General features: G+C 59.7%; 17 protein-coding genes. 7 read left to right on the top strand and 10 right to left on the bottom strand.

From position 1 onward, the window contains the following. Positions 1-61 precede the first annotated feature (61 nt). From ppdK to QSJ36_RS01955, 7 genes are all read right to left on the bottom strand, one after another. Positions 62-2,806: a pyruvate, phosphate dikinase gene (gene ppdK / locus QSJ36_RS01985; RefSeq protein WP_102722298.1), complete on the bottom strand. Its 2,745-nt coding sequence runs from the start codon at positions 2,804-2,806 to the stop codon at positions 62-64. 214 nt (positions 2,807-3,020) lie between these two features. Next, on the bottom strand, positions 3,021-3,482 hold the full coding sequence (locus tag QSJ36_RS01980; protein ID WP_250714772.1) for a hypothetical protein: 462 nt from the start codon (positions 3,480-3,482) through the stop codon (positions 3,021-3,023). A gap of 189 nt (positions 3,483-3,671) precedes the next feature. Then, positions 3,672-5,210: a glucose-6-phosphate isomerase gene (locus QSJ36_RS01975; protein WP_102722300.1), complete on the bottom strand. Its 1,539-nt coding sequence runs from the start codon at positions 5,208-5,210 to the stop codon at positions 3,672-3,674. A gap of 24 nt (positions 5,211-5,234) precedes the next feature. Continuing rightward, positions 5,235-6,323, bottom strand: coding sequence for a tetratricopeptide repeat protein (locus tag QSJ36_RS01970; protein ID WP_102722301.1), 1,089 nt, complete (start codon positions 6,321-6,323; stop codon positions 5,235-5,237). Positions 6,324-6,418: 95 nt separating this feature from the next. Then, a complete protein-coding gene (locus tag QSJ36_RS01965; protein ID WP_285466500.1) occupies positions 6,419-7,312 on the bottom strand; it encodes a class I SAM-dependent methyltransferase in 894 nt (297 codons plus the stop codon). A 326-nt stretch (positions 7,313-7,638) separates the two neighbouring features. Then, positions 7,639-9,783, bottom strand: coding sequence for a methylmalonyl-CoA mutase (gene scpA, locus QSJ36_RS01960; protein ID WP_102722303.1), 2,145 nt, complete (start codon positions 9,781-9,783; stop codon positions 7,639-7,641). Positions 9,784-9,806: 23 nt separating this feature from the next. Further along, positions 9,807-11,861, bottom strand: coding sequence for a methylmalonyl-CoA mutase family protein (locus QSJ36_RS01955; protein ID WP_285466498.1), 2,055 nt, complete (start codon positions 11,859-11,861; stop codon positions 9,807-9,809). Between the two features lie 204 nt (positions 11,862-12,065). Between QSJ36_RS01955 and QSJ36_RS01950 the strand changes: the two genes are divergently transcribed. Genes QSJ36_RS01950 through QSJ36_RS01930 form a run of 5 tightly spaced genes read left to right on the top strand, consistent with a single transcriptional unit; the run spans position 12,066 to position 19,282 of the window. Then, entirely contained in the window at positions 12,066-14,684 is a 2,619-nt protein-coding gene (locus QSJ36_RS01950) for a hypothetical protein (RefSeq protein WP_285466496.1), read from the top strand. Continuing rightward, a complete protein-coding gene (locus QSJ36_RS01945; RefSeq protein ID WP_285466494.1) occupies positions 14,681-15,352 on the top strand; it encodes a hypothetical protein in 672 nt (223 codons plus the stop codon). Before QSJ36_RS01950 ends, QSJ36_RS01945 begins: the two co-directional genes overlap by 4 nt. Positions 15,353-15,410: 58 nt before the next feature. After that, a complete protein-coding gene (locus QSJ36_RS01940; protein WP_102726403.1) occupies positions 15,411-16,412 on the top strand; it encodes a prenyltransferase/squalene oxidase repeat-containing protein in 1,002 nt (333 codons plus the stop codon). Beyond that, positions 16,402-17,844 carry a hypothetical protein gene (locus QSJ36_RS01935; RefSeq protein ID WP_102722306.1) on the top strand — a complete coding sequence of 481 codons (1,443 nt, stop codon included), beginning with the start codon at positions 16,402-16,404 and terminating at the stop codon, positions 17,842-17,844. Before QSJ36_RS01940 ends, QSJ36_RS01935 begins: the two co-directional genes overlap by 11 nt. Before the next feature lie 10 nt (positions 17,845-17,854). Then, positions 17,855-19,282, top strand: coding sequence for a hypothetical protein (locus tag QSJ36_RS01930; RefSeq protein ID WP_285466485.1), 1,428 nt, complete (start codon positions 17,855-17,857; stop codon positions 19,280-19,282). 59 nt (positions 19,283-19,341) lie between these two features. On the opposite strand, the gene proC is transcribed toward QSJ36_RS01930, so the two are convergent. The 3 genes from proC to QSJ36_RS01915 form a co-directional block, all read right to left on the bottom strand. After that, positions 19,342-20,148, bottom strand: coding sequence for a pyrroline-5-carboxylate reductase (gene proC, locus QSJ36_RS01925; RefSeq protein WP_022396069.1), 807 nt, complete (start codon positions 20,146-20,148; stop codon positions 19,342-19,344). Positions 20,149-20,305: 157 nt separating this feature from the next. Further along, a complete protein-coding gene (locus tag QSJ36_RS01920) occupies positions 20,306-20,887 on the bottom strand; it encodes a DNA-3-methyladenine glycosylase I (RefSeq protein ID WP_345783922.1) in 582 nt (193 codons plus the stop codon). 11 nt (positions 20,888-20,898) lie between these two features. Beyond that, complete coding sequence (locus QSJ36_RS01915) at positions 20,899-21,774, bottom strand: hypothetical protein (RefSeq protein ID WP_146017775.1); 876 nt, start codon at positions 21,772-21,774, stop codon at positions 20,899-20,901. Between the two features lie 150 nt (positions 21,775-21,924). On the opposite strand from QSJ36_RS01915, the gene QSJ36_RS01910 reads away from it, so the two are divergent. Next, complete coding sequence (locus QSJ36_RS01910; protein WP_022396066.1) at positions 21,925-22,872, top strand: hypothetical protein; 948 nt, start codon at positions 21,925-21,927, stop codon at positions 22,870-22,872. 79 nt (positions 22,873-22,951) lie between these two features. Beyond that, positions 22,952-24,001 (top strand): serine/threonine-protein kinase, encoded by a 1,050-nt coding sequence (locus QSJ36_RS01905; RefSeq protein WP_102726253.1) that lies wholly within the window; start codon positions 22,952-22,954, stop codon positions 23,999-24,001.

Here is a 24,001-nt window from a genome sequence, read left to right as displayed (position 1 = left end):
ACAAAAAAGCCCGTGGTTCCGGAGAACCACGGGCTGTCTATTAACCCTTAACAAAAAAGGCTTACGCCTGTTCCAAAGCTGCCTGGGCGGCGGCCAGACGGGCGGTCGGGACGCGGTAGGGGGAGCAGCTCACGTAGGTCAGGCCCAGCGTGTTGCAGAACTTGACGGAAGCAGGGTCGCCGCCGTGTTCGCCGCAGATGCCCAGCTTGATGTCCGGACGGGTGGAGCGGCCGAGTTCCACGGCAATCTTCATCAGCTTGCCGACGCCTTCCTGGTCGATGGAGGCGAAGACGTTTTTCTTGATGATTTCCAGTTCCTGGTACTGCGGCAGGAAGGAGCCGGAGTCGTCGCGGCTCATGCCCAGGCCCGTCTGGGTCAGGTCATTGGTGCCGAAGGAGAAGAACTGGGCGGTTTCCGCGATTTCGTCAGCCGTGACGGCGGCGCGCGGGATTTCAATCATGGTGCCGACGAGGTAGTCCACCTTGGCACCCTTTTCTTCAAATACCTGCTTGGCCACCTTGTCAATGATGGCTTTCTGGATGTCCAGCTCCTTCTTGAAAGCCACCAGGGGAACCATGATTTCAGGCACCACGGCGAAGCCTTCTTCCTGGGAGACTTCCACAGCGGCTTCAAAGATGGCGCGGGCCTGCATTTCCGTGATTTCCGGATAGGCAATGCCGAGGCGGCAGCCGCGGTGGCCGAGCATCGGGTTGAACTCGTGGAGTTCAGCCACGCGGCGCATGATGACTTCCACGGGCATGCAGATTTTCTGAGCCAGGTCAAGCTGCTGTTCCTTCGTCTGGGGAAGGAATTCGTGCAGGGGCGGGTCCAGCAGGCGAATGGTGCCCGGCAGGCCCTTGAGCGCCTTGAAGATGCCCTTGAAGTCGCCCTTCTGGTAGGGAAGGAGCTTGGAAACGGCGGCCACGCGGTCGCTCTTCTTGGTGGAAAGGATCATTTCACGGACGAAGTCGATCCGATCCCCTTCAAAGAACATGTGCTCCGTGCGGCAGAGGCCGATACCGGTAGCGCCGAAGGCGATGGCGGTTTCCGTCTGCTTGGGGGAGTCCGCATTGGTGCGCACTTTCATCTTCGTGCAGTCGTCGCACCACTGCATGAGCCTGGCGAAGTTCTGGTAGGTGCGGCTGTCTTCCGGCTTCATGGTCTTGGAGATCAGCACCTGGATGATTTCAGAGGGGGAGGTTTCCACCTTGCCGGCGTACACCAGGCCGCTCGTTCCGTCGATGGACATGTAGTCGCCTTCATTGAAGGTCATGCCTCCAACGGTGACGGTGCGGTTGTTGTAGTCCACGATGACTTCATCAGCGCCGCAGACGCAGACCTTGCCCATCTGGCGGGCAACGAGGGCCGCGTGGGAGGAAACGCCGCCGCGGGCGGTCAGGATGCCTTCAGCAGCAATCATGCCGCGCAGGTCTTCCGGAGAGGTTTCCAGACGGACCAGGAGCACTTTTTCACCGTTGTCCGCAGCTTCCACGCAGCGTTCCGCATTCAGGTAGATGCGGCCGGTGGCAGCGCCGGGGCCGGCGGGAAGGCCGCGGGTGAGCATCTTGGCCTGCTTGATGGCTTCACGGTCAAAGATGGGGGTCAGCAGCTGGTCCACCTGGTCCGCGGGGATGCGGCGCACGGCGGTTTTCCAGTCGATCAGGCCCTGCTCCACCATTTCACAGGCGATGCGGAAAGCGGCCACGCCGGTGCGCTTGCCGTTGCGGGTCTGGAGCATGTACACGGTGCGGTCCTGAATGGTGAATTCAAAGTCCTGCATGTCGTGGAAGTGGTTTTCCAGCACTTCGCGGATGCGCATCAGTTCATTGAAGGCGGCGGGCATCACGTCGTGAAGGGCCGCTACGGGAGCAGGCGTACGCACGCCGGCCACCACGTCTTCACCCTGGGCGTTCATCAGGAATTCACCGTAAAATTCGTTTTCCCCGGAGGCGGGGTTGCGGGTGAACGCCACGCCGGAACCGGATTCTTCACCCGTGTTGCCGAACACCATGGCCTGCACGTTGACGGCGGTGCCCCATTCGGACGGGATGCCGTATTTCTGGCGGTAAACGATGGCGCGGTCATTGTTCCAGGAACCGAACACGGCGCCGATGGCGCCCTGAAGCTGTTCCCAGGGGCATTCCGGGAATTCATGGCCGGTGCGTTCCAGCACCAGCGCCTTGAAGCGGGAGACCAGTTCCTTCAGGTCATCCGCGGAGAGCTTGGTGTCTTCCACGTCCGCGTTGCCGTAGCGTTCTTCCTTGATGGCGGCGATGGCGGCTTCAAAGGGTTCGTGGTCTTCATCCGGGTTCTTCTGCACGCCCAGCACCACGTCGCCGTACATCTGGACAAAGCGGCGGTAGCAGTCCCATGCGAAGCGGGGGTTGCCGGTGGCCTTTACCATGGCTTCCACGGATTTTTCATTCAGGCCGAGGTTTAGAATCGTGTCCATCATGCCGGGCATGGATTCGCGGGCGCCGGAACGTACGGCTACCAGCATGGGCATGGCTTCCGTATCGCCGAACTTGCGTCCCAGGATCTGTTCCATCCTGGCAATGCCTTCCTTGATCTGCGCGTCAAGCTGGGCGGGATAGGTGCAGCCGTGATCGTAGTAGTAAGTGCAGACCTCCGTGGTGATGGTGAATCCGGGAGGAACAGGAAGGCCAATGCGGGCCATTTCCGCAAGGTTGGCGCCCTTGCCGCCCAGAAGATTTTTCATGCTGCCATTGCCGTCGGCGGACCCTCCGCCGAAGGAATAGACGAATTTGTCAGTAGATGCGCTGCATGCGCAGGAATTGGTGGACATATCGATTGTTGTAGTCGAATTAATGATTCTGCCCAAACATCAACCACAGGAGCCAACAAAAGACCCGATAGCGAGTTAGGGTCGAGTAAGGATGCCCGCCGCCCCTCGCTTTGTCAACTCGAAATTGTACGGAAAACGGAAATGTTTTTTATGTTTTTTAGGGAAAAATATCTTCCGCTTTTTCTCCCCGTCTCCGTGCTCCCGGCTGCATTTTTCAAAGCGATTCCCGGAAGGAGGAATCCGGCTCGTAATAAAGGATATCTACGGGACATTCCACATAAATGGTGCCGCCCGTCCAACGGAGTAATGGAAGAATGATCCCCGGGATTCTATAGTTCCGGGTGCGGGCTACCGTCATTTTACCCTTGATCCGCACATTGGGAGGTTCCGAAATATAACAGATATCCTGAATTTGCTTCCTTGTCACCCGGTCGATGTCCAGGATTGCGCGGCCCGTAAAATGGTAGGATACATCCGTGGAAAAAACCAGAATATTGGAACTGAAGTTGCTGTACCCGGCCTTGCGGCATGCTTCCTCCCCCGCCCTCTGCAATTCTTGCGAGGCTGTGGAGGACAAAACGTTGGAAAGGCCTTTTATGTTCACAGGGCTTTCCTGGGTAATGGAGCAGGAGGAAAGAACCAGCAGGCAGCTTCCCGCCAGAAGAATAGGTTTCATGATTTTGAGAGAGAATATTAAATTAATCCGAGTTTTTCGGAACGTATAAGTCTCCGCCTGAAGTTGGGGTTCTTCAAGACAGTTTTAAGGATTCACGAGGACGCCGGCAGCGGCGGCAGTCCTTGTAAATAAAAAGCGGACGCTTATCAACCAGATAAGCGTCCGCCGGAAGGAATATGTTTTTTATTTTTACGCCTTGCAGAAGGTGTCTTCATCCGCGCAGGCGGCCTGGACCCACTTGACGGAGGAATCACTGGAGGCGATATGCACCAGGCAGTGGTACACGGCTTCCTGGTCCGCATCCAGCCGGGCAGCTACCTGGGCGGCGGTTTCCGGGGTGGAGCCAAGGGCCGCCCTTACTTTCCCCAGCAGGGCCAGGAAGGTCCCCGCGGCCTTTTTGCCGGCCTCCACGCCGGGTTGGTGGTAGGCGTTGATGTTCACGAGGGAGGCATAGAAGGAGACGGCGCGCTCAAACAGGGCGATCAGCATGCCGAGCGTTTTGGCGTTCACTTCCGGAATGGAGATGGTGATGGAGGAACGGCCGGATTCCGCCAGCGCCTGGCGGGTGCCGCGCAGGAAGCCCTGGAGGAAGTCTCCGCAGGTGGCGCCCGCTTCCACTTCCACCGCGTCCGCGGAACATTCCCGCACTTCGATAAAGGTGGCGAAGAAGTTGTTCACGCCGTCGCGGAGCTGCTGTACATAGGCGTGTTGGTCCGTGGAGCCCTTGTTGCCGTATACGGAGATGCCCTGGCAGACTTCGTTGCCATCCAGGTCCAGCCGTTTGCCGAGGGATTCCATAATGAGCTGCTGAAGGTATTTGGAGAAGAGCACCAGGGCATCCTTGTAGGGGAGAACCACCATGTCCTTTTCCCCCTTGCCGTTGGTGGCCTTGTACCAGGCCAGCGCCAGCTTCATGGCGGCGTTGCATTTCACGCAGTCCTGGCGGGTCTTTTCATCCATCAGGCGCGCGCCTTCCAGCAGTTCATCCACGTCCACGCCCTGAAGCACGGCGGGAACCAGGCCGACCACGGACATGACGGACGTGCGGCCGCCCACCCAGTCTTCCATCGGGAAGCGCTTGAGCCAGCCTTCCGCTTCAGCCGTTTTGTCCAGTTTGGAGCCCACCCCCGTGACGGCAACCGCCTGGGGCGCGAATTCCAGTCCGTTCTTCCTGAAGAAGTCCTGGGCCACCAGCATGCCGTTGCGGGTTTCCGGCGTGCCGCCGGATTTGGAGATGACGACGACGAGCGTTTCTTCCAGCGGCAGGGATTCCAGCACTCTGTACATGCCATCCGGGTCCGTGTTATCCAGGAAGAACATATCCAGCCCAGCGGCCGGGATGGCGTCCGCCACCAGTTCCGGGCCAAGGGCGGAACCGCCGATGCCGATGACGAGGGCGGCGGAGTATTGTTCCGCGCGGGGAGGCGTGATTTTGCCGTCCAGAACATCCTGGCCAAAGGCCTTGACGTCCGCCAGAGGTCCATCAATGGCGGCTTTCAGTTCCGGCGTGGGAGCCAGTGCGGAGTTGCGCAGCCAGTAGTGGCCCACCATGCGTTTTTCATCCGGGTTGGCAATGGCGCCGGATTCCAGCGCCTTCATGTCGGCGAATGCCCTGTCTATCCGCCCCTGCATGGAGGACAGGAAGGCGTCGTCCAGAGGAAGTTTGGAAAAGTCAAGGGAGATGCCCAGTTCAGGGTAGCGAACGAGTTGTTGTGCGTATAGGCTCATGATAGTAATGGATTGGAAAAAGAGTTACTGGAGTTTTTTCAGGATGCTTTTGGCCTGCACGTCATCCTGGTCCGCCGCTTTCTGGAACCATTCCCGGGCCTTGGCCATATCCTTGGGCAGTCCAAAGCCGGTCTGGTACATCACGCCCAGGTTGTATTGCTCAGAGGCATAGCCTTCCGCCGCCGCCCGGTGGCGTATGCGGGATTGTTCCCGGGCTTCCGCGGCGGACAGGCCCAGGGCCCGCGCCGCATCCGGCCACGTGGCTCCGAATTTGGAGGCGGAGGGGGCATAGCCGGCAGCTCCGGCCTTGCGGTGCATTTCGTCCGCTTTTTTCTTGTCCCGCTTCACGCCGTATTTGCCCAGATCATACAGGAACGCCATGCCCCAGTAGCCGCGGGGGCTGCCCAGTTCCGCCGCCTGCTGGAAGCATTCAAAAGCGTCCTCATATTTTTTCGAGCCCATAGCGCGCACGGCATCGGAGATGTGGAGCTCGGCTTCCTTCAAGCCGGGGAATTCAGGGATGGCGGCCCATTCCCTTTTCAGTTCATCCCGGTCCCTTTTGGAGGCGGGGGGCATGCCGGACGGCCCGGAAAAACGGAAGAGGGGGAAATACCCTTCCATGGCTCCCATGTTGCCCAGGCCGGACATCAGGAAGACGCCGGGGGATACCCTCCACATGTGCATGTACTGGATGCGGCCTTCCTGAAGGGATTCCTTGGCCACCCATTCCGGCATGTTCGCCGGTTCCCCGAATTTTTCCGTCAGGCCCACCAGAAGAGCCTTGTAGGCGGATTTCAATTTGGTTTCATACTCGGAACCGCGGCATTTGCTCCGGGAGTAGAAGACAACGGCCCTCAAGCCGCCGGAGGGGTCATAGTCAAAGTTCAGGGAAAAGGTCTGGCCGCCGATGGACTGTTTGGTCTTAAATACGCCGTTGAGGCCGGTGCGTGAAAGGAGGGCGTCCGTGGGCGGCCCTTCAAGCTGCTTGCTCTGCCTCAGGGTTTTCAGCACCTGGTCCTTGTCCATTCCCACCTCCAGGTTTTCATAGAGGGCGGCAAGCAGAGGGGCGCACGTAAGCGCGAAGAGTCCCACAACATAGGCTAGTTTTTTCATAGAAAAAGTAATTGGGCGGTTTCCTACCAGACCGGGAGGGCTTTCAAAAGGATAAAATGCGTCAGCGGAGGTGAGGAAAATTTTTCATAAAATATTCATTTCCAATCTATCCACAATCTTTTCAGATAATCCTCTCCGGTGAAGTCCGGAGGCATGGGATCATGGGTCAGCCGGAAGCCGGGAAGAGCCTCCGCCACCATCCTGCGGAAGTCCTCATGGCTCAGCTTGCGGCAGTTGCTGGTGCACAGCATCCAGCCGCCGGGTTCCAGGCATTCGCGCGCCTGGGCCACCAGTTCCCCGTAGTGGGATTCCACCCGGAACACCCGTCCCCGGTCATCCCGGGAGAACGTGGGCGGGTCCAGAATAATGCCGTGGAAGGAGCGGCCCTGCCTGGCGAACCGTTCCAACCAGCGGCGGACGTCCCCCTTACAAAAGTACTGGGTAGAGGGATCAATGCCGTTCAGGCTGAAGTTTTCCCTGGCCCAGTCCAGGCAGGGCTGCGCCAGGTCCAGCGTGGTCGTCTGAGCCCCTCCCAGGGCGGCATATACGGAAAAGGCCCCGGTATAGGCGAAGGTGTTCAGCACCCTCATGCCGGGTCTGCTCCGTTCCCTCACCTGGCGGCGGTGGTCGCGCTGGTCCAGAAAGATTCCCTGGGAATAACCGGTGGACATGTCTATTTTGAAACGCACGCCCTGCTCCGTCACCGTAAATTGCAGGGGGAGTTCCGGTCCGGCTATTTGCACGGGCGCTTCTTTCTGGTTCTGTTCCAGCTTTTTGTGGAATACGGGCATGCCCAGTTCACGAAGTTCGCGTTCCAAATCCGTGGGGATGGGGCAGTCCCGCGTGGAGACCAGAACACGGTCCCCCATTTGGTCCACAAATACGCCCAGGCGCCCGTCCCCTTTCCCGTCAATCACGCGGAAGATGTCGGTATGGGCGGGAATCAATCCCTTTTTGCAGTCCAGGCAATGGCGGTAGGTGCGGCTCACGGCGGGACGAGACTACGGAATTTGACCGCAAGGGGCAATGCAAAAGCAAGAAAAGGGGGGTTTTGGACCAGAGGGTTCTGTGGAGGCAGTGTTGTTCCATTGCCGCGGAAATGGACTTCATGGACTTCATGGACTTCATGGACTTCATGGACTTCATGGACTTCATGGACAAAGTAAAGATTAAGTCCATTCTGTCCATCAGGTCCATTTACTGCCATTCCGGATGAAAGCTCCCTATGGAGAGAGTCCGGGGAGCTCACAAAAAAGGGAGCCGGATCCCGTGATCCGGCTCCCTGATGATTGAGGCTGTTTTTCCAACGAGGGCCTTAGTCGGCGTATTGTTCGTTGAGGGCTTCCATGATTTCCTTGGAGGCTTCCGGGATGTTGGTGCCCGGGCCGAAGATGGCCACCGCACCGTGTTCCCTCAGGAAGTCATAGTCCTGGGCGGGGATGACGCCGCCGCAGAAGACCAGGATGTCCGGACGGCCCTGCTTGGCGAGTTCCTCCACCAGGGCGGGCAGCAGCACCTTGTGGCCGGCGGCCAGGGAGCTCATGCCGATCATGTGCACGTCGTTTTCAATCGCCATTTTGGCGGTTTCTTCCGGCGTCTGGAAGAGCGGGCCTACGTCCACGTCAAAGCCGAGGTCGGCATAGGCGGAGGAGACCACCTTGGCGCCGCGGTCGTGGCCGTCCTGGCCCATCTTGGCGACGAGGATGCGGGGACGGCGCCCCGTGCGTTCGGCGAAGTCGTCCGTCATTTTGCGGACTTCCTCCACCAGCGGATCTTGACCATAGGTTTGAGCGTACACGCCGGTAATGAGTTTGATTGGTGCTTTGTGGCGCCCGAAGTGTTTTTCCAGGGCGGAGGAGATTTCACCCAGGGAGGCGCGGGCCTTGGCCGCCTTGATGGCAAGGTCAAGGAGGTTGCCTTCCCCCGTGCGGGCGCATTCGGACAGGGCTTCCAGCGCAGCTTCGCACGCGGCGGAGTCACGTTCCGCGCGCAGCTTCTGCAGGCGGGCGATCTGGGCGTCCCGGACGGTGGTGTTGTCCACTTCCAGAATGTCCATCTTGGCTTCCTGTTCCAGACGGTATTTGTTGACGCCGATGATGGGCTCCTTGCCGGAGTCAATGGCGGCCTGGCGGCGCGCCGCGGCTTCTTCAATGCGCATCTTGGGCAGCCCGGTTTCAATGGCCTTGGCCATGCCGCCGAGTTTTTCCACTTCCTGAAGGTGGGCCCAGCCCTTGCGGATGAGCTCATTGGTCAGGTATTCCACGTAGTAGGAGCCGCCCCACGGGTCGATCACCTTGCAGATGGTGGTTTCATCCTGAAGATGGAGCTGGGTGTTGCGGGCGATGCGGGCGGAGAAGTCCGTCGGCAGGGCGATCGCTTCGTCCAGGGAGTTCGTGTGCAGGGACTGCGTGTGGCCGCAGGCGGCGGCCAGGGCTTCAATGCAGGTGCGGGTCACGTTGTTGAACGGGTCCTGCTCCGTGAGGGACCAGCCGGAAGTCTGGGAGTGCGTGCGCAGGGCCAGGGATTTCGGGTTCTTGGGGTTGAACTGCTTGATGAGCTTGGCCCACAGCACGCGGGCGGCGCGCATTTTGGCCACTTCCATGAAGTAGTTCTTGCCCTGGGCCCAGAAGAAGGAGAGGCGCGGGGCAAAGGCGTCAATGTCAATGCCGGCCTTGATCCCGGTGCGCACGTATTCCAGGCCGTCCGCAAGCGTGTACGCCATTTCCAGGTCCGCCGTAGCGCCGGCTTCCTGCATGTGGTAGCCGGAGATGGAAATGGAGTTGAATTTGGGCATGTACTTGGAGGTGAACTCAAAGATGTCCGCAATGATCTTCATGGAGGGATCAGGCGGATAGATGTAGGTGTTGCGCACCATGTATTCCTTGAGAATGTCGTTCTGGATCGTGCCGGAGAGCTGGTCCAGCGTGCAGCCCTGTTCCTGGGCGGCCACGATGTAGAAGGCCAGCACGGGCAGCACGGCGCCGTTCATGGTCATGGAAACGGACATTTTGTCCAGCGGAATGCCCTTGAAGAGGATTTCCATGTCCAGGATGGAGTCCACGGCCACGCCGGCCTTGCCCACGTCACCCACCACGCGGGGGTGGTCGGAGTCATAGCCGCGATGCGTCGCCAGGTCAAAGGCGATGGAGAGGCCCTTCTGGCCCGCCGCCAGGTTGCGGCGGTAGAAGGCGTTGGATTCCTCCGCCGTGGAGAAGCCGGCATACTGGCGCACGGTCCAGGGACGAGCCACGTACATGGTGGCATACGGTCCGCGGAGGTTGGGGGCCACACCGGCCGTGAAGTCCAAGTGCAGGCAGTCGTCGTACACGCTTTCCGAGTAGGTGGGCGGCACGGGAATCTGTTCATTGGTCATCCAGGTTTCCGTTCCGGAAGGCGTGGCCGGGGCGCCGGCCTTGATTTCAGGATAGGAGGCGGATGCAAAATCAGGAATATTGCTCATTGAATGAAATAGGTTGGTGGTTGTTAGAGGCCGATCTTGTTCTGGATAGCTTCAACGGTGTTGTAGCAGTTGGCCTTGACGTGGATGAAGATATCCACGCCGGCTTCCTTGAACGCTTCCACATGGTCGGCCGGATAACCGGCGAGGGCCACCATCATGTCCGGCTTGATTTCCTTGAGCGCCTTGCAGAAGGCGGGAACGATTTCCGGATAGGTGTCGTCCGTGGAGCAGATCACGCACACGGCGCAGCCGCTTTCCGCAGCCGCCCTGGCCGCGTCTTCCGGGGTCTGGAAGCCGGACGGGTAAACCACGTCCAGGCCGCCGGCGCGCAGGAAGTCGCGGGAGAAGTCCGCACGGGCCTTGTGCTGGCGCAGCGGGCCCATGTTCGCGAAGAATACCATCGGGCGGGAGCCTTTTTCCTCCACCCAGGCATCGGCCTTGGCAAGCAGGGATTCAAAGCGTTCCGCCAGGCGGCGCTTCGGCAGGGCTTCCATTTCCAGCGGTTCGCCGCACTTGCAGTCGGCGCCGGCCACGAGAGCCTTGTTGATAAGGCAGGTGGAGAAGCCTTCACTGGCGGCCTTGCAGGCGGAGTCCACGCTCATTTCCACTTCCGGGAGCTGCACGTCCGCATTTTTGCAGCAGCCGTGTCCCTTGGGAGCGGCGCAGGCGGCGCCTTCCGGCGTTTCCAGCTTTTTCTCCGCCAGGTTGACGTACTGGTTGACGCCCACGATGGATTGGCGGCGCTGGTCCGCCAGTTCATAGCGCTTGGCGGCGGTGGCGTTTACCTTCTTCTGGATGGTGCCGGCCTTGAGGGCCTTGATGATGCCGCCTTCCTTTTCAATGCCCTGGAAGACGTCCCAGATTTTCCGGGAGGCTTCGTCCGTCAGGTTTTCCAGGTACCAGGAACCGCCGGCGGGGTCCACTACCTTGTCCAGGTTGCATTCGCCCAGCAGAATCAGCGGGCAGTTGCGGGCGATGCGGCGGGAGAATTCGTCCGGCATGCGCACGGCCGCGTCAAAGGGCAGCACATCAATGCTGTCCACGCCGCCCATGATGGCGGAGAAGGCCTGGGCGGAGCCGCGCAGAAGGTTGACCCACGGGTCCACCTTAGAAAGGGTCCAGAAGGAGGTGCGGGCATGAAGCTTGATTTTGGCAGCTTCCTCACTGCCGCCGCATTCCTTCACGATGATGGCCCAGAGTTCGCGCAGGGCGCGGATTTTGGCGATTTCCAGGAACAGGTTGGCTCCAATGGAGACCGTAAAGCGCATGTGCGCGGCAGCTTCATTCACGGAGATGCCGCGTTCCTCCATGGCGCGCAGGTAGGCCACAGCGGTAGAGAGCATGGAGCCCACTTCTTCAAAGGAGGAAGCGCCGGAGTCCGCATAAGGCAGTCCGCTGACGCCGATGGTCTGGAAGGCGGGAGCGTTGGCGACGGCCCATTTGGTCATCACCGCCATCTGGTCATAGTAGGCGCAGATGCCCTTCCCCCCGCAGAGGGAGCCCTTCATCACGGCCTTGCCCACCGGGTCGTACAGAACGCCGCCCTTGAGGTCCGCCGTGTTGAATCCGGCCGCCTTGTACGTGTTCAGGAACATGGAGAAAGTGCCCAGGCCGCAGGAGCCGGGCGTGATGTACACGGGCAGCTTGTCAAGCTGCACACCCTTGAGAGCGGTATCCCAGTCGGCCTGCTTGCGCAGCTTCAAGCCGCACTTGCAGTTGAGCTGGACGTTCACGGCAGTGAGGCCGCGGTCCAGATCGTGCAGAAGCTTGCCGTTGAAATCTTCCGGAGTGGAGGCGGGAATGCTCTGGGCAATTTCGCAGGGCTTTTCCATATAGCCCAGGGCGCGCGTTCCGCGGCGGTACGGGAATTGCCCGGCAGGCGCCACCGGAGCGTGTTCATCCCATTTGTTATAGATGGGATGCAGAGTGATTCCCTCCACAAGCTTGGTAAAAAGCTTCTTGTCAAAGTCAGCCCCTTTCAAGGCAGCGACGGCTGCCTCACGCCATTCGGCGTATGTGGCTGGTGCGAATTCTCCGAAGTCAACCTCCGGAGCCGTTGTTTTGTTTCCCTGTTGCATGGCGAAGTCAATGGGTAAGGCCTAATATGTTGGTTTTTAGTCATGCGCAAACCAGGCCAGATTTAAAGCGCAGCGTTATTTTAGGAAATCAAACTATAAAGTCCAGCGAGAAAAACACTCCAAGCCCAATGAACGCGAATTTACCACATCACGCGCGGCGAGCTTGCAAAAACGATGTAAATAGCGTAAATACCGGGATTAAGCATGCCCCCTTCAACTACCGTCAAACTTCCTGCCCAGCTGGTCAGGCAGCTTCACTCCTTCCGCCGCCGCCTCAGAACGGTTAAGATGCTGGAAGCCGTATGCCTTGCAGGCATTGCCGTGATCCTTTCCTACGTTCTTCTGTACCTCTCCGACAGATTGTGGGAAACGCCCTCCGCCGTGGGCTGGATTCTTTTTTTCACCGCCATGGCCGGCCTGGCGGTGTTTATCCCGTGGTGGAGCTTCCGGTGGGTGTGGCAGAGGCGCACGGAGGCCCAATTGGCGCGCCTGATTTCCCGGACGGATGCGGCGCTGGGGGACCGGCTCCTGGGCGTCATCGAACTGGATTCCGAAAAGTACGGGCGCCAGTACAGTTCTGAAAAATTGAAAGCGGCCGCCATGGAACAGGTGGCCCGCGAAGTGTCCGCGCGGGATCTGACGGTGAATATCCCCAGGCCCAGCCACAAGAAATTGTTCGTCCTGCTGGCCATCCTGGCCTTATGCACGGCAGGCGTATGCCTGGTGAGCCCGGAAGCGGCGGGGAACGCCCTGGAACGCTGGCTCCAACCGTTCGATCCTCCGGAACGCTATACGTTCACCCAGCTGGACCCTACGCCGGATTCCCTGGTCATTCCCCTGGGGGAAAGCTACCTGTATGAGCTCAAACTGGCGAACGCCACCAAGTCCCGCCCGCAGACGGCAGAGTATTTCTTCCGCAACAGGGTGCGCCAGCAGGCCCCCCTGACGGACGGCGTGTATAAAATCCACATTCCTCCCATGCAGCAGGCGGACAGGCTGGAGTTTTTCGCGGGGGACGTCGTGCGGCGGCTGAAAATCATTCCGAAGGCCCGCCCCTCCCTGCTGGGCGCTACGGCCACCGTGGCCTACCCCGCCTATATGGCGCGCCCCGACGGGCAGGAGGCCATGCGCGCAGGCGTCATTTCCGCCCCGGAAGGCTCCACGCTGACGTTGAAGGTGACTGCCTCCCAGAACCTGGCATCCGCGGCGGACGCGCAGGGTAAGCCGCTCCGCGTGGAAGGGAGCAGCGTTGTCATTCCGGATATCCGCCTGGAAAAAGACCCCAGGGAAATAGAACTCACCTGGACGGACAGCGACGGCCTTGCGACCTCCCAGCCTGTGCGGATACGCCTGGAACCCATTGAGGACAAGCAGCCTTCCATTTACCTGAGAGGAGGGGAGAATGACCGCTACGTGCTGGAAGACACCAGCATTGAATTGGAGGTGGAGGCGGCGGACGATTTCGGCCTCCGGGAAATGGGGGTGGAATGGCAGGGGGAAAAATCTTTTTATGACGATGAGGAAGAGAACACCGCCGCTCCGGACCTGGCCAAGGCAGGCAAGCCCGTTCCCGGCCTGCGCGGGGAAAAGGTTCTGGCGGACGGCCATCCCACCCAGGCCAGCCTGAAAGGGACGTACCTGTTCCAGGCCAGGGCGCTGAAATTGTCCCCCCAGCGCGTCGTCGTGCGCGGGTTCACGCAGGATTACAAGCCCGGGGGAAAACGCGTTTATTCGGAACCCATGATCATCTTCGTCCTTTCCAAATCAGAGCATGCCCAGATGATCCGCAATGAACTGGAACGCATCACCAGCGAGCTGGAGGGGATGATCCGCCGCATGGACGCCATGACGGACGAGGCGAAGCGCCTGAAAGGAATGGAAGGCAGTGAATTGAAAAAGGCGGAGTCCCAGGAACGCCTGCACGCCCTGGCGGATGAAGAACAGACCAACAGACGCGAATTGAGCGACCTGCTCAACCGCTCGGAGGACCTGTTCAAGGAGGCTTCCCGCAACCCCCAGATAGACCCCTCCGGCATGAAGGAGTTCATGAAGGGCATCTCCATGCTCAAGCCCATTCCCAACGGCCCCATGAAGAAGGCGCAGAAGCAGTTCCGGGATTCCGCCTCCGAGAACCGCTCCGAACAGGAGAGCCGGAAGGACCTGGACGACGGGGAGAGCTCCCATTCGGACGCCACCCAGGCGCTTAAAGACGCCATGAACCAGCTTTCCAAGTCCGCGCAGGACATGGAGGCCAGCACCTTCGTGGCGCGGCTCAAGCAGGCCGCCGCCAAGGAGGATTCCATCGCGAACGCGCTTGCCGGCCAGATCAATATCATTGTGGGCATGACCATGGATGAACTTGACCCCTCCACCAAACGGGAGATGGAAACCATCGCCACCCTTCAAAACGCCTCCACGCAGGACATCGGCTGGATTCTGGAAGACCTCAGCTATTACAAGTCCCGCACCGGGGAACGCATTTACAGCGACCTGTACAACCAGATGAACGCCTTCTCCCTCCGCGAAAAGCTGGACCTGGTGCACGGCAACATCCTGAACGCGATTACGGCCCGCTCCATTGACGAATCCCGCCTGTATGCCTCCACCCTGCGCCACTGGGCCAAGCTGATAGACGATTACAAGAAGAGCCGCGGCGGCGGCGGTGGCGGAAGCGGCGGTGGCGACCAGGCCTCCATTTCCGACGCCGAGTTCGAGTTCATGCTGAAAATCATCCGCATGATCCAGCAGGAACAGGACATCCGCATGCGCACCCGCGCCGCCGAGCAGGAACACCGCAAAACCCTTACTGCGCCAGCCCCATGAATACCGTGAACCTTTCCGCCCTGATTCTGGCAGTTTCCCTGCCCTGCGCCGCCGCTCCGGAGCCCGCTCCGGAATATTCCGCCAAGCACAAGGAAACGGCCTCCAAGCTGGCCGGACAACAGGACGAACTCCAGGCGGACACCTCCGACCTGATCCTGGGAGAAACCAATGAGAATGTGGTGGACCTGCTGAAAAAGTGCCGCCATGCCATGAATGACGCCGTGGACCTGCTGGAGGTTTACAATACGGGCGGCCAGACTCTGGCCGCCCAGTCGGACGTGATTGAGCTGATCTACCAGGCCGCCAAGGCCAAGATGACCGGAGCCGGCGGACAACCCAAGCCCGGAGGACAGGCCCTGATGGACATGCTGCGCCAGCTACTGGGCATGGACAACGATTCCCAGTCTGCGGAACAGCAGGACGGGGAGGGAGAAGGCGAAGGAGAAGGAGAAGGACAGAACGGCTCCCAGAAAGGCAAGGGAAACAATCCCGGACACGGAGCGGACGGAAAATCCAACATGGCCTCCACCCAGGAGAAGGGCGTTTCCAATCCGGACATGGCTACGGAAACGCGCTCCGTTCCCAAATCCACCGGCATGTCCGCGGACGACATGCCCTCCGAATTCCGCAAGGCGCTGGACGCCTACAACAAAACCCTTCAGAAGTAAACATGCACGCCCGCCGGGCGGCTCCCGCCCGTGAATGAACAATAACTCCCTTTCCCCCATGAAAAAGGCCCCCATCCTCCTTACCGTTCTTCTCGCCTGCTGCATGGCGGCCGCGCCGCAGAACGCCGCTGCCCAATCCTCCATGAGAACGTCTTCCCCTGTGCCGCCCCAGGTGGAGCTGATGTACGTGAAGGGACTCCGTTACCTCCAGAACGCCCAGAAGACGGACGGCACCTATGATGGCACCTACGGGCAGGAGCCCGGCATCATCGGCTTCTGCCTCATGTCCGTGCTGGCCCACGGGGACGACCCGAACACGGGGCCGTACGCCACCATGGTGCGCCGCTGCGTGAATTACATCCTTTCCAAGCAGAACAGGGGATCCGGCTACATTGGGGATTCCATGTACAACCACGGTTTCGCCACGCTGGCGCTGGCGGAGGCCTACGGCATGGTGAGGGACGACCGCATAGGCCCCGCCCTCCGGAAGGCCGTGGCCCTGACGCTAACCGCCCAGAAGAAGAACAAGACGGGAGGCTGGCGCTATTCCCCGGAGTCCACGGATGCGGACAGCACGGTGACCGGCTGCCAGATCGTCTCCCTGTTCGCGGCGCGCAACGCGGGCATTCCCGTGCCGGACGAGGCCTTTGAACGCGGCCTCAAGTATATGGCTTCCTGCCGTGACAAGAAGGGCGCCTACGGCTATACCGGCCCGGCGGGTCCCCGCGTCACCCTCACCGCCATCGGCTCCCTGACGCTGTCCCTAGCACGCCTCAAGACGGACCCGTCCTTCAAGGATTCCCTGGCCTACCTGAAAAAGAACCTGAATTACCGGGATTCCTCCTACCCGTTTTATTTTGAGTATTACATGTCCCAGGCCCTGTTCCATGCGGACCAGGAGGTATGGAAGGAATGGAATTACAAGAACATGCGCTACCTGGGCGCCTCCCAGGCACCCAACGGTTCCTGGCTCTCAGACCATTCCGCAGCGTATTCCACCTCCGCGGCCCTGCTTTCCCTGGCGCTCAATTACAGATTTTTACCCATCTATGAACAATAGAATCCGCCTTTCCCTCCTGCTGGCTCCGGCCTGCCTGCTGACCGCCTGGGCCAATTCCGTCGTAGACGTGGTCACGGACAGCAATTACCGCCTCCGCGGGGAAATCGTCTCCTACGGCAAACAGGGCATCGTCATCAAGCACCCGGCCATGCGCCAGAACGCGGTCATCCTCCCGTCGGAAATCCGCGCGCTTTATTTCACAGGCACCTCCTCCCCGGACCTGCGAGCCAGGGACAAGATTTTCATGGCCACGGGGCACCGGGATATCATCCCGTGCAACATCATCTCCATCACGCAGGACAAGGTGCAGTACCGGGACATGCTGGGCAACGAGCGTTCCATCCCCCGCGACCAGGTGGCCGGCTTCCGGCTGGATACGCTCCAGGAAAAGGGCTTCTGGCAGGAACCCCTGATTTTCGACAACAGCTGGGTTTATTCCGGCAACCGGGAGGACGATTACCGCACCCAGTCCGGAAGAAAACTGATGAACGCCCTGAAACCGAAAATCCAGGGAGACAAGTACCAGTACCGGCTGGGCAACAGCGACTACCCTACCTGGATTCCCCTGTACAAGAACATCGGCCTGGATCCTTCCTCCTTCACCTTCCGCACCACCATGACGATGGACGGCAACAACGATCGCGCCGGCATTGTCTTCTGCTTCGGAGGGAACGAGAACATTCCCTTCCGGTCCAATTCCGGCAGCAGCCTGAACAGGCTCATGCTCAGCATCGCTCCCGGCAAATGCACCCTTCTCCGGGAACAGAAGTCCGGCATCATCGTGCTGGGGGAAGTGGACATCCCCACCCCTACCCTGACGGAAGGCGTGGATATCAGGCTGACGGCCTCCCGGCAGGGAGAGAACGAGCAGGTTTACGAGCTGCTGGTGGGAGACCTGCCGCCCAAGCTGATGACGGACCCCAGCCCCCCGGAACAACCGTTGCAGGGGGACGCCTTCGGCCTCCAGATGGAAGGGCACGTCTCCCTGACCATCAGCAGGCTGGCCCTTTCCTCCATTACCCTGAGCGCCAAATCCGTGACCAAGAATGGAAATGCCGCAACGGACCTTGTCCTGACGAAGGAGGAGGACGCCATTCCCGGTTCCATCAGCGGCTACAACAGCAGGAATAAGACGCTGACTCTTTCCACGGACAAGGAATATCCGGGCATTCCCCGGGAGCTTTCCATCCCCGCCAAGTATCTGGATACCGTCTTTTTCGCGGAGCAGAACAAGAAGGACGATTCCCGCTCTGCGGCATGCCACAGCATTCTGATGAAGGACGGCTCCCGCCTGCACGGCAACATCCTGAGCATGGATTCCCTGAGAATCATCCTGCGGCATCCGCAGCTCGGGCAGATTTCCCTGCCCCTGAAAAACATCACCCGCGTGGAGTTTCTGAATTCCGCACAGCCATCCCGCTCCACCCCCTGATATATCCGCCATGAAACAAGCAATAACGCTTTTCCTGGGCGCCTGCGCCCTGCTGGCCGCCGTCCTTCCGCCCGGCTCACGGGCGGAAGGGGTCATTACGCTTAAATCCGGGGAAAAACTGCCGGGCAGCCTGGACACGCTGGACAGCCCGTACCTGAAAGTCCGCTCCAGCATTCTTTCCAAACCCGTGGATGTCAACCTAGAGGAGCTGGACGAGCTGGTTTCTTCCCGTCCGCTGGAGATACCGGAGCAGTTTTCCGTCATCAGGCTCGCCAACGGGGACGAGTTTTACGGCACCCTGAAGGCGCTGGATACGGAGAGCCTTCAACTGCAAACCGCGTGGGGCGGCCTGCTTCCCGTCAACAGGAAGTACGTGCGGCACATCGGGTTCGACTCCCAGAAAGCCTACCTGCGCAACGCGACGGAATCCCTCCAGGGCTGGAAGTCCTCCGCCAACAGCATGCTCCCGGAATGCCGCAACGGGTACTGGATCATGCGCGGCTCCAACAATACGGAACTGCAAACCTCCTTCCCCATGCCGTCCCGCCTCCATGTACAGTTTTCCCTTTACCATACCAATACGTTCCGGATCAATCTCTCCCTCTGGCAGGACTCCAACTCCGGAAGCAGCATTGACCTGGGCCTCTCCCTGGAAAAGGCGGAGCTCTCCAAGAATAGTTCTGGCCAGTACCGGACGCTGGGGAGGGTCAAAAGGAACACGGAGCGGAACTGGTATGCCGACAAGAGCGTCAAGCGTTCCGACGTTCATTTTTACGCCGACCCGGAAAAAGGCAATTACTACCTATACGTCAACGGAGAACAGGTTGGCCGGTGGGAAGAGGTCAAGGACATGGACAATATCTTTGAGAATGAAAGCGGGGACGATGAGGAAGAAGACGGGGAAGCCTCCAAAAAGCATGAATTCAAACCGGGCAATACTCTTGCCGTGAGCGGTTACGACGGCTTGAACATGGCCGTGTTCAACCTGAACGTGTTTGACTGGAACGGCGCCCTCCCCCACCTGGCGGAGGAACAGGACATCATTTCCAAGTACGACACGGACGCCTCCAGGGACAAGGCCCTGCTGGTGAACGGAGACGTGCTCCGGGGAGCCATTTCCCTCCAGGAAAACGGCTCCATCCGCATCAAGTCGGACCACTATGACGTGACCATCCCCACCGCCAAGGTGCGCGCCCTGGACCAGAAAAGCCAGGAGGAGAAGAAACTGCCGGAGGACGGCGCGGACACCCGCGTTTTCCTGACGGACCAGAGCATCCTTTCACTGAACCTGGAGACCCTCAGGAACGGCTTCATGGAAGGGCGTTCCGCAGCGCTGGGAAAAGTCAGAATCCCGCTGAAATCCATCCGGAAAGTCCAGTTCAACCTGCAAAGCCCGGAGCTCCGGAAGCAGAGGGAAACGCCGTTCCGGAACAGGTAAAGGCGCGCCGCACGCGTTTTAGCCAATCCGGTTCCCGGGAGCGTTTAAGAGCGCATGCGTCAATGCTCCTCCATTTCCTCCGCCCGCCGCACGGCGCTTTTCACCGCCTGAATCCAGGCATTGCGGAATCCGCATTCGTCCAACGCGTTCAGGGCGGCAATCGTGGTGCCTCCGGGGGAAGTCACCTCATCCCGGAGCGCCATGGGATGCTTCCCGGTCTGTTCCAGCATGAGGGCGGACCCCCGCATGGTTTCCACGGCCATTTCCAGGGCGGTTTTCCTGGACAGTCCCATGGCTACGCCGGCGTCCGAAAGAGCGTCCAGCACCGTAAACATGTAGGCGGGCCCGCTGCCGGAAATGGCGGAAACAGCGTTCATCCTGGCTTCCTCCACCTTGTAGACGGAGCCGCAGCCGGAGAGCAGCCGCCGGGCCGCCTCCTCATCTTCATCCGTCACGGCGGCTCCCGTGCTGTAGGCGATGACCCCGGCCAGCACCATGCACGGGGTATTGGGCATGGCGCGCACGATGCGCGTTCCGTCGCTGGCGCAGGCTTCCATGTCATCCAGGGAGATGGCGGCAGCGATGGAGATCAACAGCGGCAGCTCCTCCCCCCGTTCGGAAAGGGAGGAAATGAGGGAAAGTACGCCGTGCGGCTTAACGGCCAGAATCAGGGCCTCCACAGCGTCCGCCGCATCCGCCTCCGTGGCCGCTTCATGCACGCCGGGGTATTCCTGCTGAAGGGCCTGCACGTTTTCATGGTGGTGGTCGTACACCCAGACTTCCTCCGGGGACACCGCTCCGGCTTTCAGCATGCCGCGCAGGAGGGCGCCGCCCATTTTTCCCAGTCCAATGATACCTGTTTTCATGGTTGATGATTTTCTTGCGGTCAAAAATATAAACGGTTTATAGAAAATAAAGATATTAATTACAACCTGTGAAAGTGAAAGATAAACTTTTGCACCTGTTTCCTCCAGCTTTCAGTGGCAAATTATTCGTAAAAATTGTAAACGGCTAATCTCCAGTCTATTCCGCCTGATTTGCTTTGCAGAAGCAACCTTCCACATGGTCGTTCACAAAGCCGGCCGCCTGGAAAAAAGCGTAGCACATCGTTGAACCGAAGAATTTGAAGCCTCTCTTTTTCATGTCTTTGCTCATGGCGTCAGATTCGGGAGATGTGGCGGGGATTTGGCTTAGGGTCTTGAAATTGTTAACAACAGGCTGACGGCCGGGGAAGAATGAAAGGGCATACCGGTAGAAACTGCCGAATTCTTTCTGAACAGCCATAAACAGTTTCGCGTTATTGACTGTGCTATTGATTTTCAAACGGTTTTTGACGATTCCATCAAATTGCATCAACCGGTCGATGTCTTCCGGCGTCATTTGCGCTACTTTCTCCACATCAAAGCCATGGAAGGCTTCCCGGTATCCTTCGCGTTTCCGGAGGATAGTAATCCAGGCCAAGCCTGCCTGGGCGCTTTCAAGCACCAGAAATTCAAACAGGGTTTTGTCGTCGGTAACGGGTTTGCCCCATTCTTCGTCATGGTATTTTATATATAGTTCGTCTGTTCCGGCCCAACCGCAACGTGCATTGATGATGTCTTCCATACTTTTCCAGGTTAAAATTCCTTTTTCCTGAACAGCCATGCGGCCAGCGTCATGTGAAAGACGAAGTACCCCAGCGTAATCAGGGCCAGACTGCCGAACAGGGAAAGGGGAATGGTCTGCCCGTTCAGGGCGGAATCCGTTACGGAATAAATCTGGAAATTCGGAAAGATGAGGGCAAACAGCCTGCTGCCCGCCATTTCCCACCAGGAGATGCCTCCCGTTCCGGAGCCCACCCACAGGGAGAGCGCCTGCGTCTGGAACAGCCCCGCCAGATAGACCATGAACGTCAGCAGCGCGCTGATGATGGTTCCGTTCGTCATGCAGGACATCAGCAGCGTGAGGGAGGAGAGGACCACGAATTCGCACATCATGACGCCCAGGCCCGTCTGCACGTTCCAGGTAGCGCCCTGGAGGCGGATTCTGTCCAGGTACGGCTGCATTTCCTCCACCGTATAGCGGCCTTTCAGGGAGGCGATCTGCTCCGCCACCACCGTATCCGTCCGCAGCCACAGCACCAGCGTCATCACAGCGTCCATCAGCAGCACGGCGATCAGGGTGAGGGCCAGCACCCCCAGCACCTTCCCCATCAGGTAGTCGATGCGAGGAACCGGCTTGCACAGGATGGTGTACAGGATGCGGTCTTCCGCGTCCTTGGGGATAATCAGGGCCGTGGCCGCCACGCAGAAAAAGAGGCCGAACACCCGCATGGCGCCGTAAGCGGAGTTTTTCAGCAGAACGAGTTCATTGATTCCCCCGGTTTCCGGCCCCAGCACCGCGCTCAGGCGGAAGGAGCTCAGGGCCAGCAGAGCCACGGCAAAGAGGCCCAGAAAGAGAAACACCTTCATCCGCACGAGCTGCGTGAAGGTGGTACCGGCGATTACGGCCATGCGCCTGGGCGAAGGTATATAACCGGAGGTAATCCATGCCATGCGGACCATCTTGCCGTATTCCGGAACAAATAAAAGAGCTTTTTATTTCATGTGCTGAACTCCTTCCGCCTTGAAGAAGCTTCCCTCCCGTGTTCTCATGGGGCGCGTATGAGTCTACGATCCCAGTTGGAAGAATTGCTTCCGGAACTTTTGCCTTCCGACCCGGCCCAGGCCATCAAGGGGACCGAACTCATCCGCCTGGTGCGCCTGAGGCTGGGTGAGGAGTATTCAGACGCCTCCCTGCGCTACCATTTCTCCTTCATGGCCTCCGAGCCGGACTCGGAAATCGCCAAGGTGGAGCGCGGCCAGGGCTATTACAGGCGCGTTCGGGACCGGGACGGCAAACCGGCGGCCAGGGGGCTGCTGCCCCTGTTTCTGGGGGAAAACGAACCGGACGCGCTGAACTGCCGCGCCAAGGCGCTGGCCCTGGCCGTGCGCCAGTATGATACCACGGGCCGCGGGGTTTTCGTGTTCAGCACCAGTGAAACGGGAACCTCATGGGTGAAGCCGGACCTGGCCGTCGTGGAATGGCCGGATGGGGAATGGGAGGGGAACGCGCTGGTCTTCGACCAAAGCGCGCTTCAGCGCCGCCGCATGATCGGAGCGCCCATGATGGGCATCCGCAGCGTCTGCGTGGCCCGCATGCCTGGAGGAGAAGACGGCAGGAGGGAGTTTTTCAGGACCCTGGCCACGTCCCGCTGGGCGCAGTGCGGGGAACTGGTCATCGTGGGGGAACTTCCGGATGATTCCGAATGCGCCGCGCTGCGCGGACTGGCCGCCGAATTCGGCGTAGGCGTCGTGTGCCTGGAAATTGCAGACGAACGCCTGTGCGAACTGCCGGGGGCGGAAGAGATTTTCAAGGCAGGGGACGAGGAATGCGCCGCCCTGCTGGCGGAGCTGACGCCCGTGCGCCTGGCTTCCAGCCGCCTGAAGGCGCTGGAGGCCGATACCGGGGAAACCCTGGGCGGGGAATTCGGCGCCCTGTTCGACTGGCTGGCCGCCTGCCTGGAACGCGGCAGCGTGGAGGAATACGAATTCCGGGTTTCCTGTTATTGAATACGGCAGAGAGATTCTTGACAGAACTTGCGTATTGAATTAAAGATTTTCCCGGCCCCAACCCGCCCTCCCCCCTGACATGGAACAAGAAACCCTGGTTTACCCGCTTGCGAACAATACCGTTCTGCAAGACAAGTATACGATATTGAATGTGCTGAACGCCGGAGGCTTCGGCATTACGTACCTGGCGCTGGACAATCCCCATTCCCGGTACGTCGTCATCAAGGAATGCATGCCGGACGCCTACGCCTTCCGGGACATGGAAACCGGCTTCGTCCACCCGCGGGACGAACAGGCCGCCGTCAACTTCGCCCAGAGCATTTCCAACTCCCGGCAGGAGGCTTCCGTCCTGGCCCAGCTCAACCACCCCGGCATCGTACAGGTGTTCGACATGTTTGACGCCAACGGCACCTGCTATTACGTCATGGAAAACATCCAGGGGCAGACCCTGTTCGACCTGATGACCACCATGCACGCCACCGGACAGAGCATGGAGCCGGCACGGGCCACGGACCTTCTGTTCCGCCTGCTGGACATCCTGCACTACCTTCACGCCATGGGGGTTTACCATTGCGACATCAAGCCGGGAAACATCTTCATCCAGCCGGACGGCACGCCCAAGCTGATCGACTTCGGCGCCGTGCGCACCAAGACCCTCCAGCACCAGGGCCTCGTCCAGATCACTCCCGGCTACACGCCGCCGGAATTCTACCCCGGACGCCGGAGCGAAATCGGCCCCTGGTGCGACATGTACGAGCTGGGCGCCACGTTCTACGAATTGCTTACGGGCCAGGTTCCCCACCCGGCGGACCAGCGTTCCGTGGTGGACCGCAACCCGAAGGTGACCAGTTACGCGGCCCTGCGAAAGACATACCCCATGAACTTCCTTTCCGGGATTGACAAGGCCCTGTCTCCGGATGAACGCAGCCGCTTCCATTCCGCCAAAGCATGGAACGATTACATCAACGCCATGGCGGCCGCAGGAACCCTGCAAGCCGGAGGAGTGGCGCGGAAAGCCCTGCCCAAGGCCAGAAAGAAATCTTCCGCAGGCACCGCCTTCGTCATCATCCTGCTCATCGCGGCGGCGGCCGTCTGGATATGCTGGAAGCAGGGCCTGATCAATTTCTGA

Source organism: Akkermansia sp. NBRC 115031, from assembly GCF_030268505.1.
GTDB lineage: Bacteria > Verrucomicrobiota > Verrucomicrobiia > Verrucomicrobiales > Akkermansiaceae > Akkermansia > Akkermansia massiliensis.
Note: the sequence above shows the minus strand (reverse complement) of the source record. Positions and strands in the feature narration are given on the sequence as shown.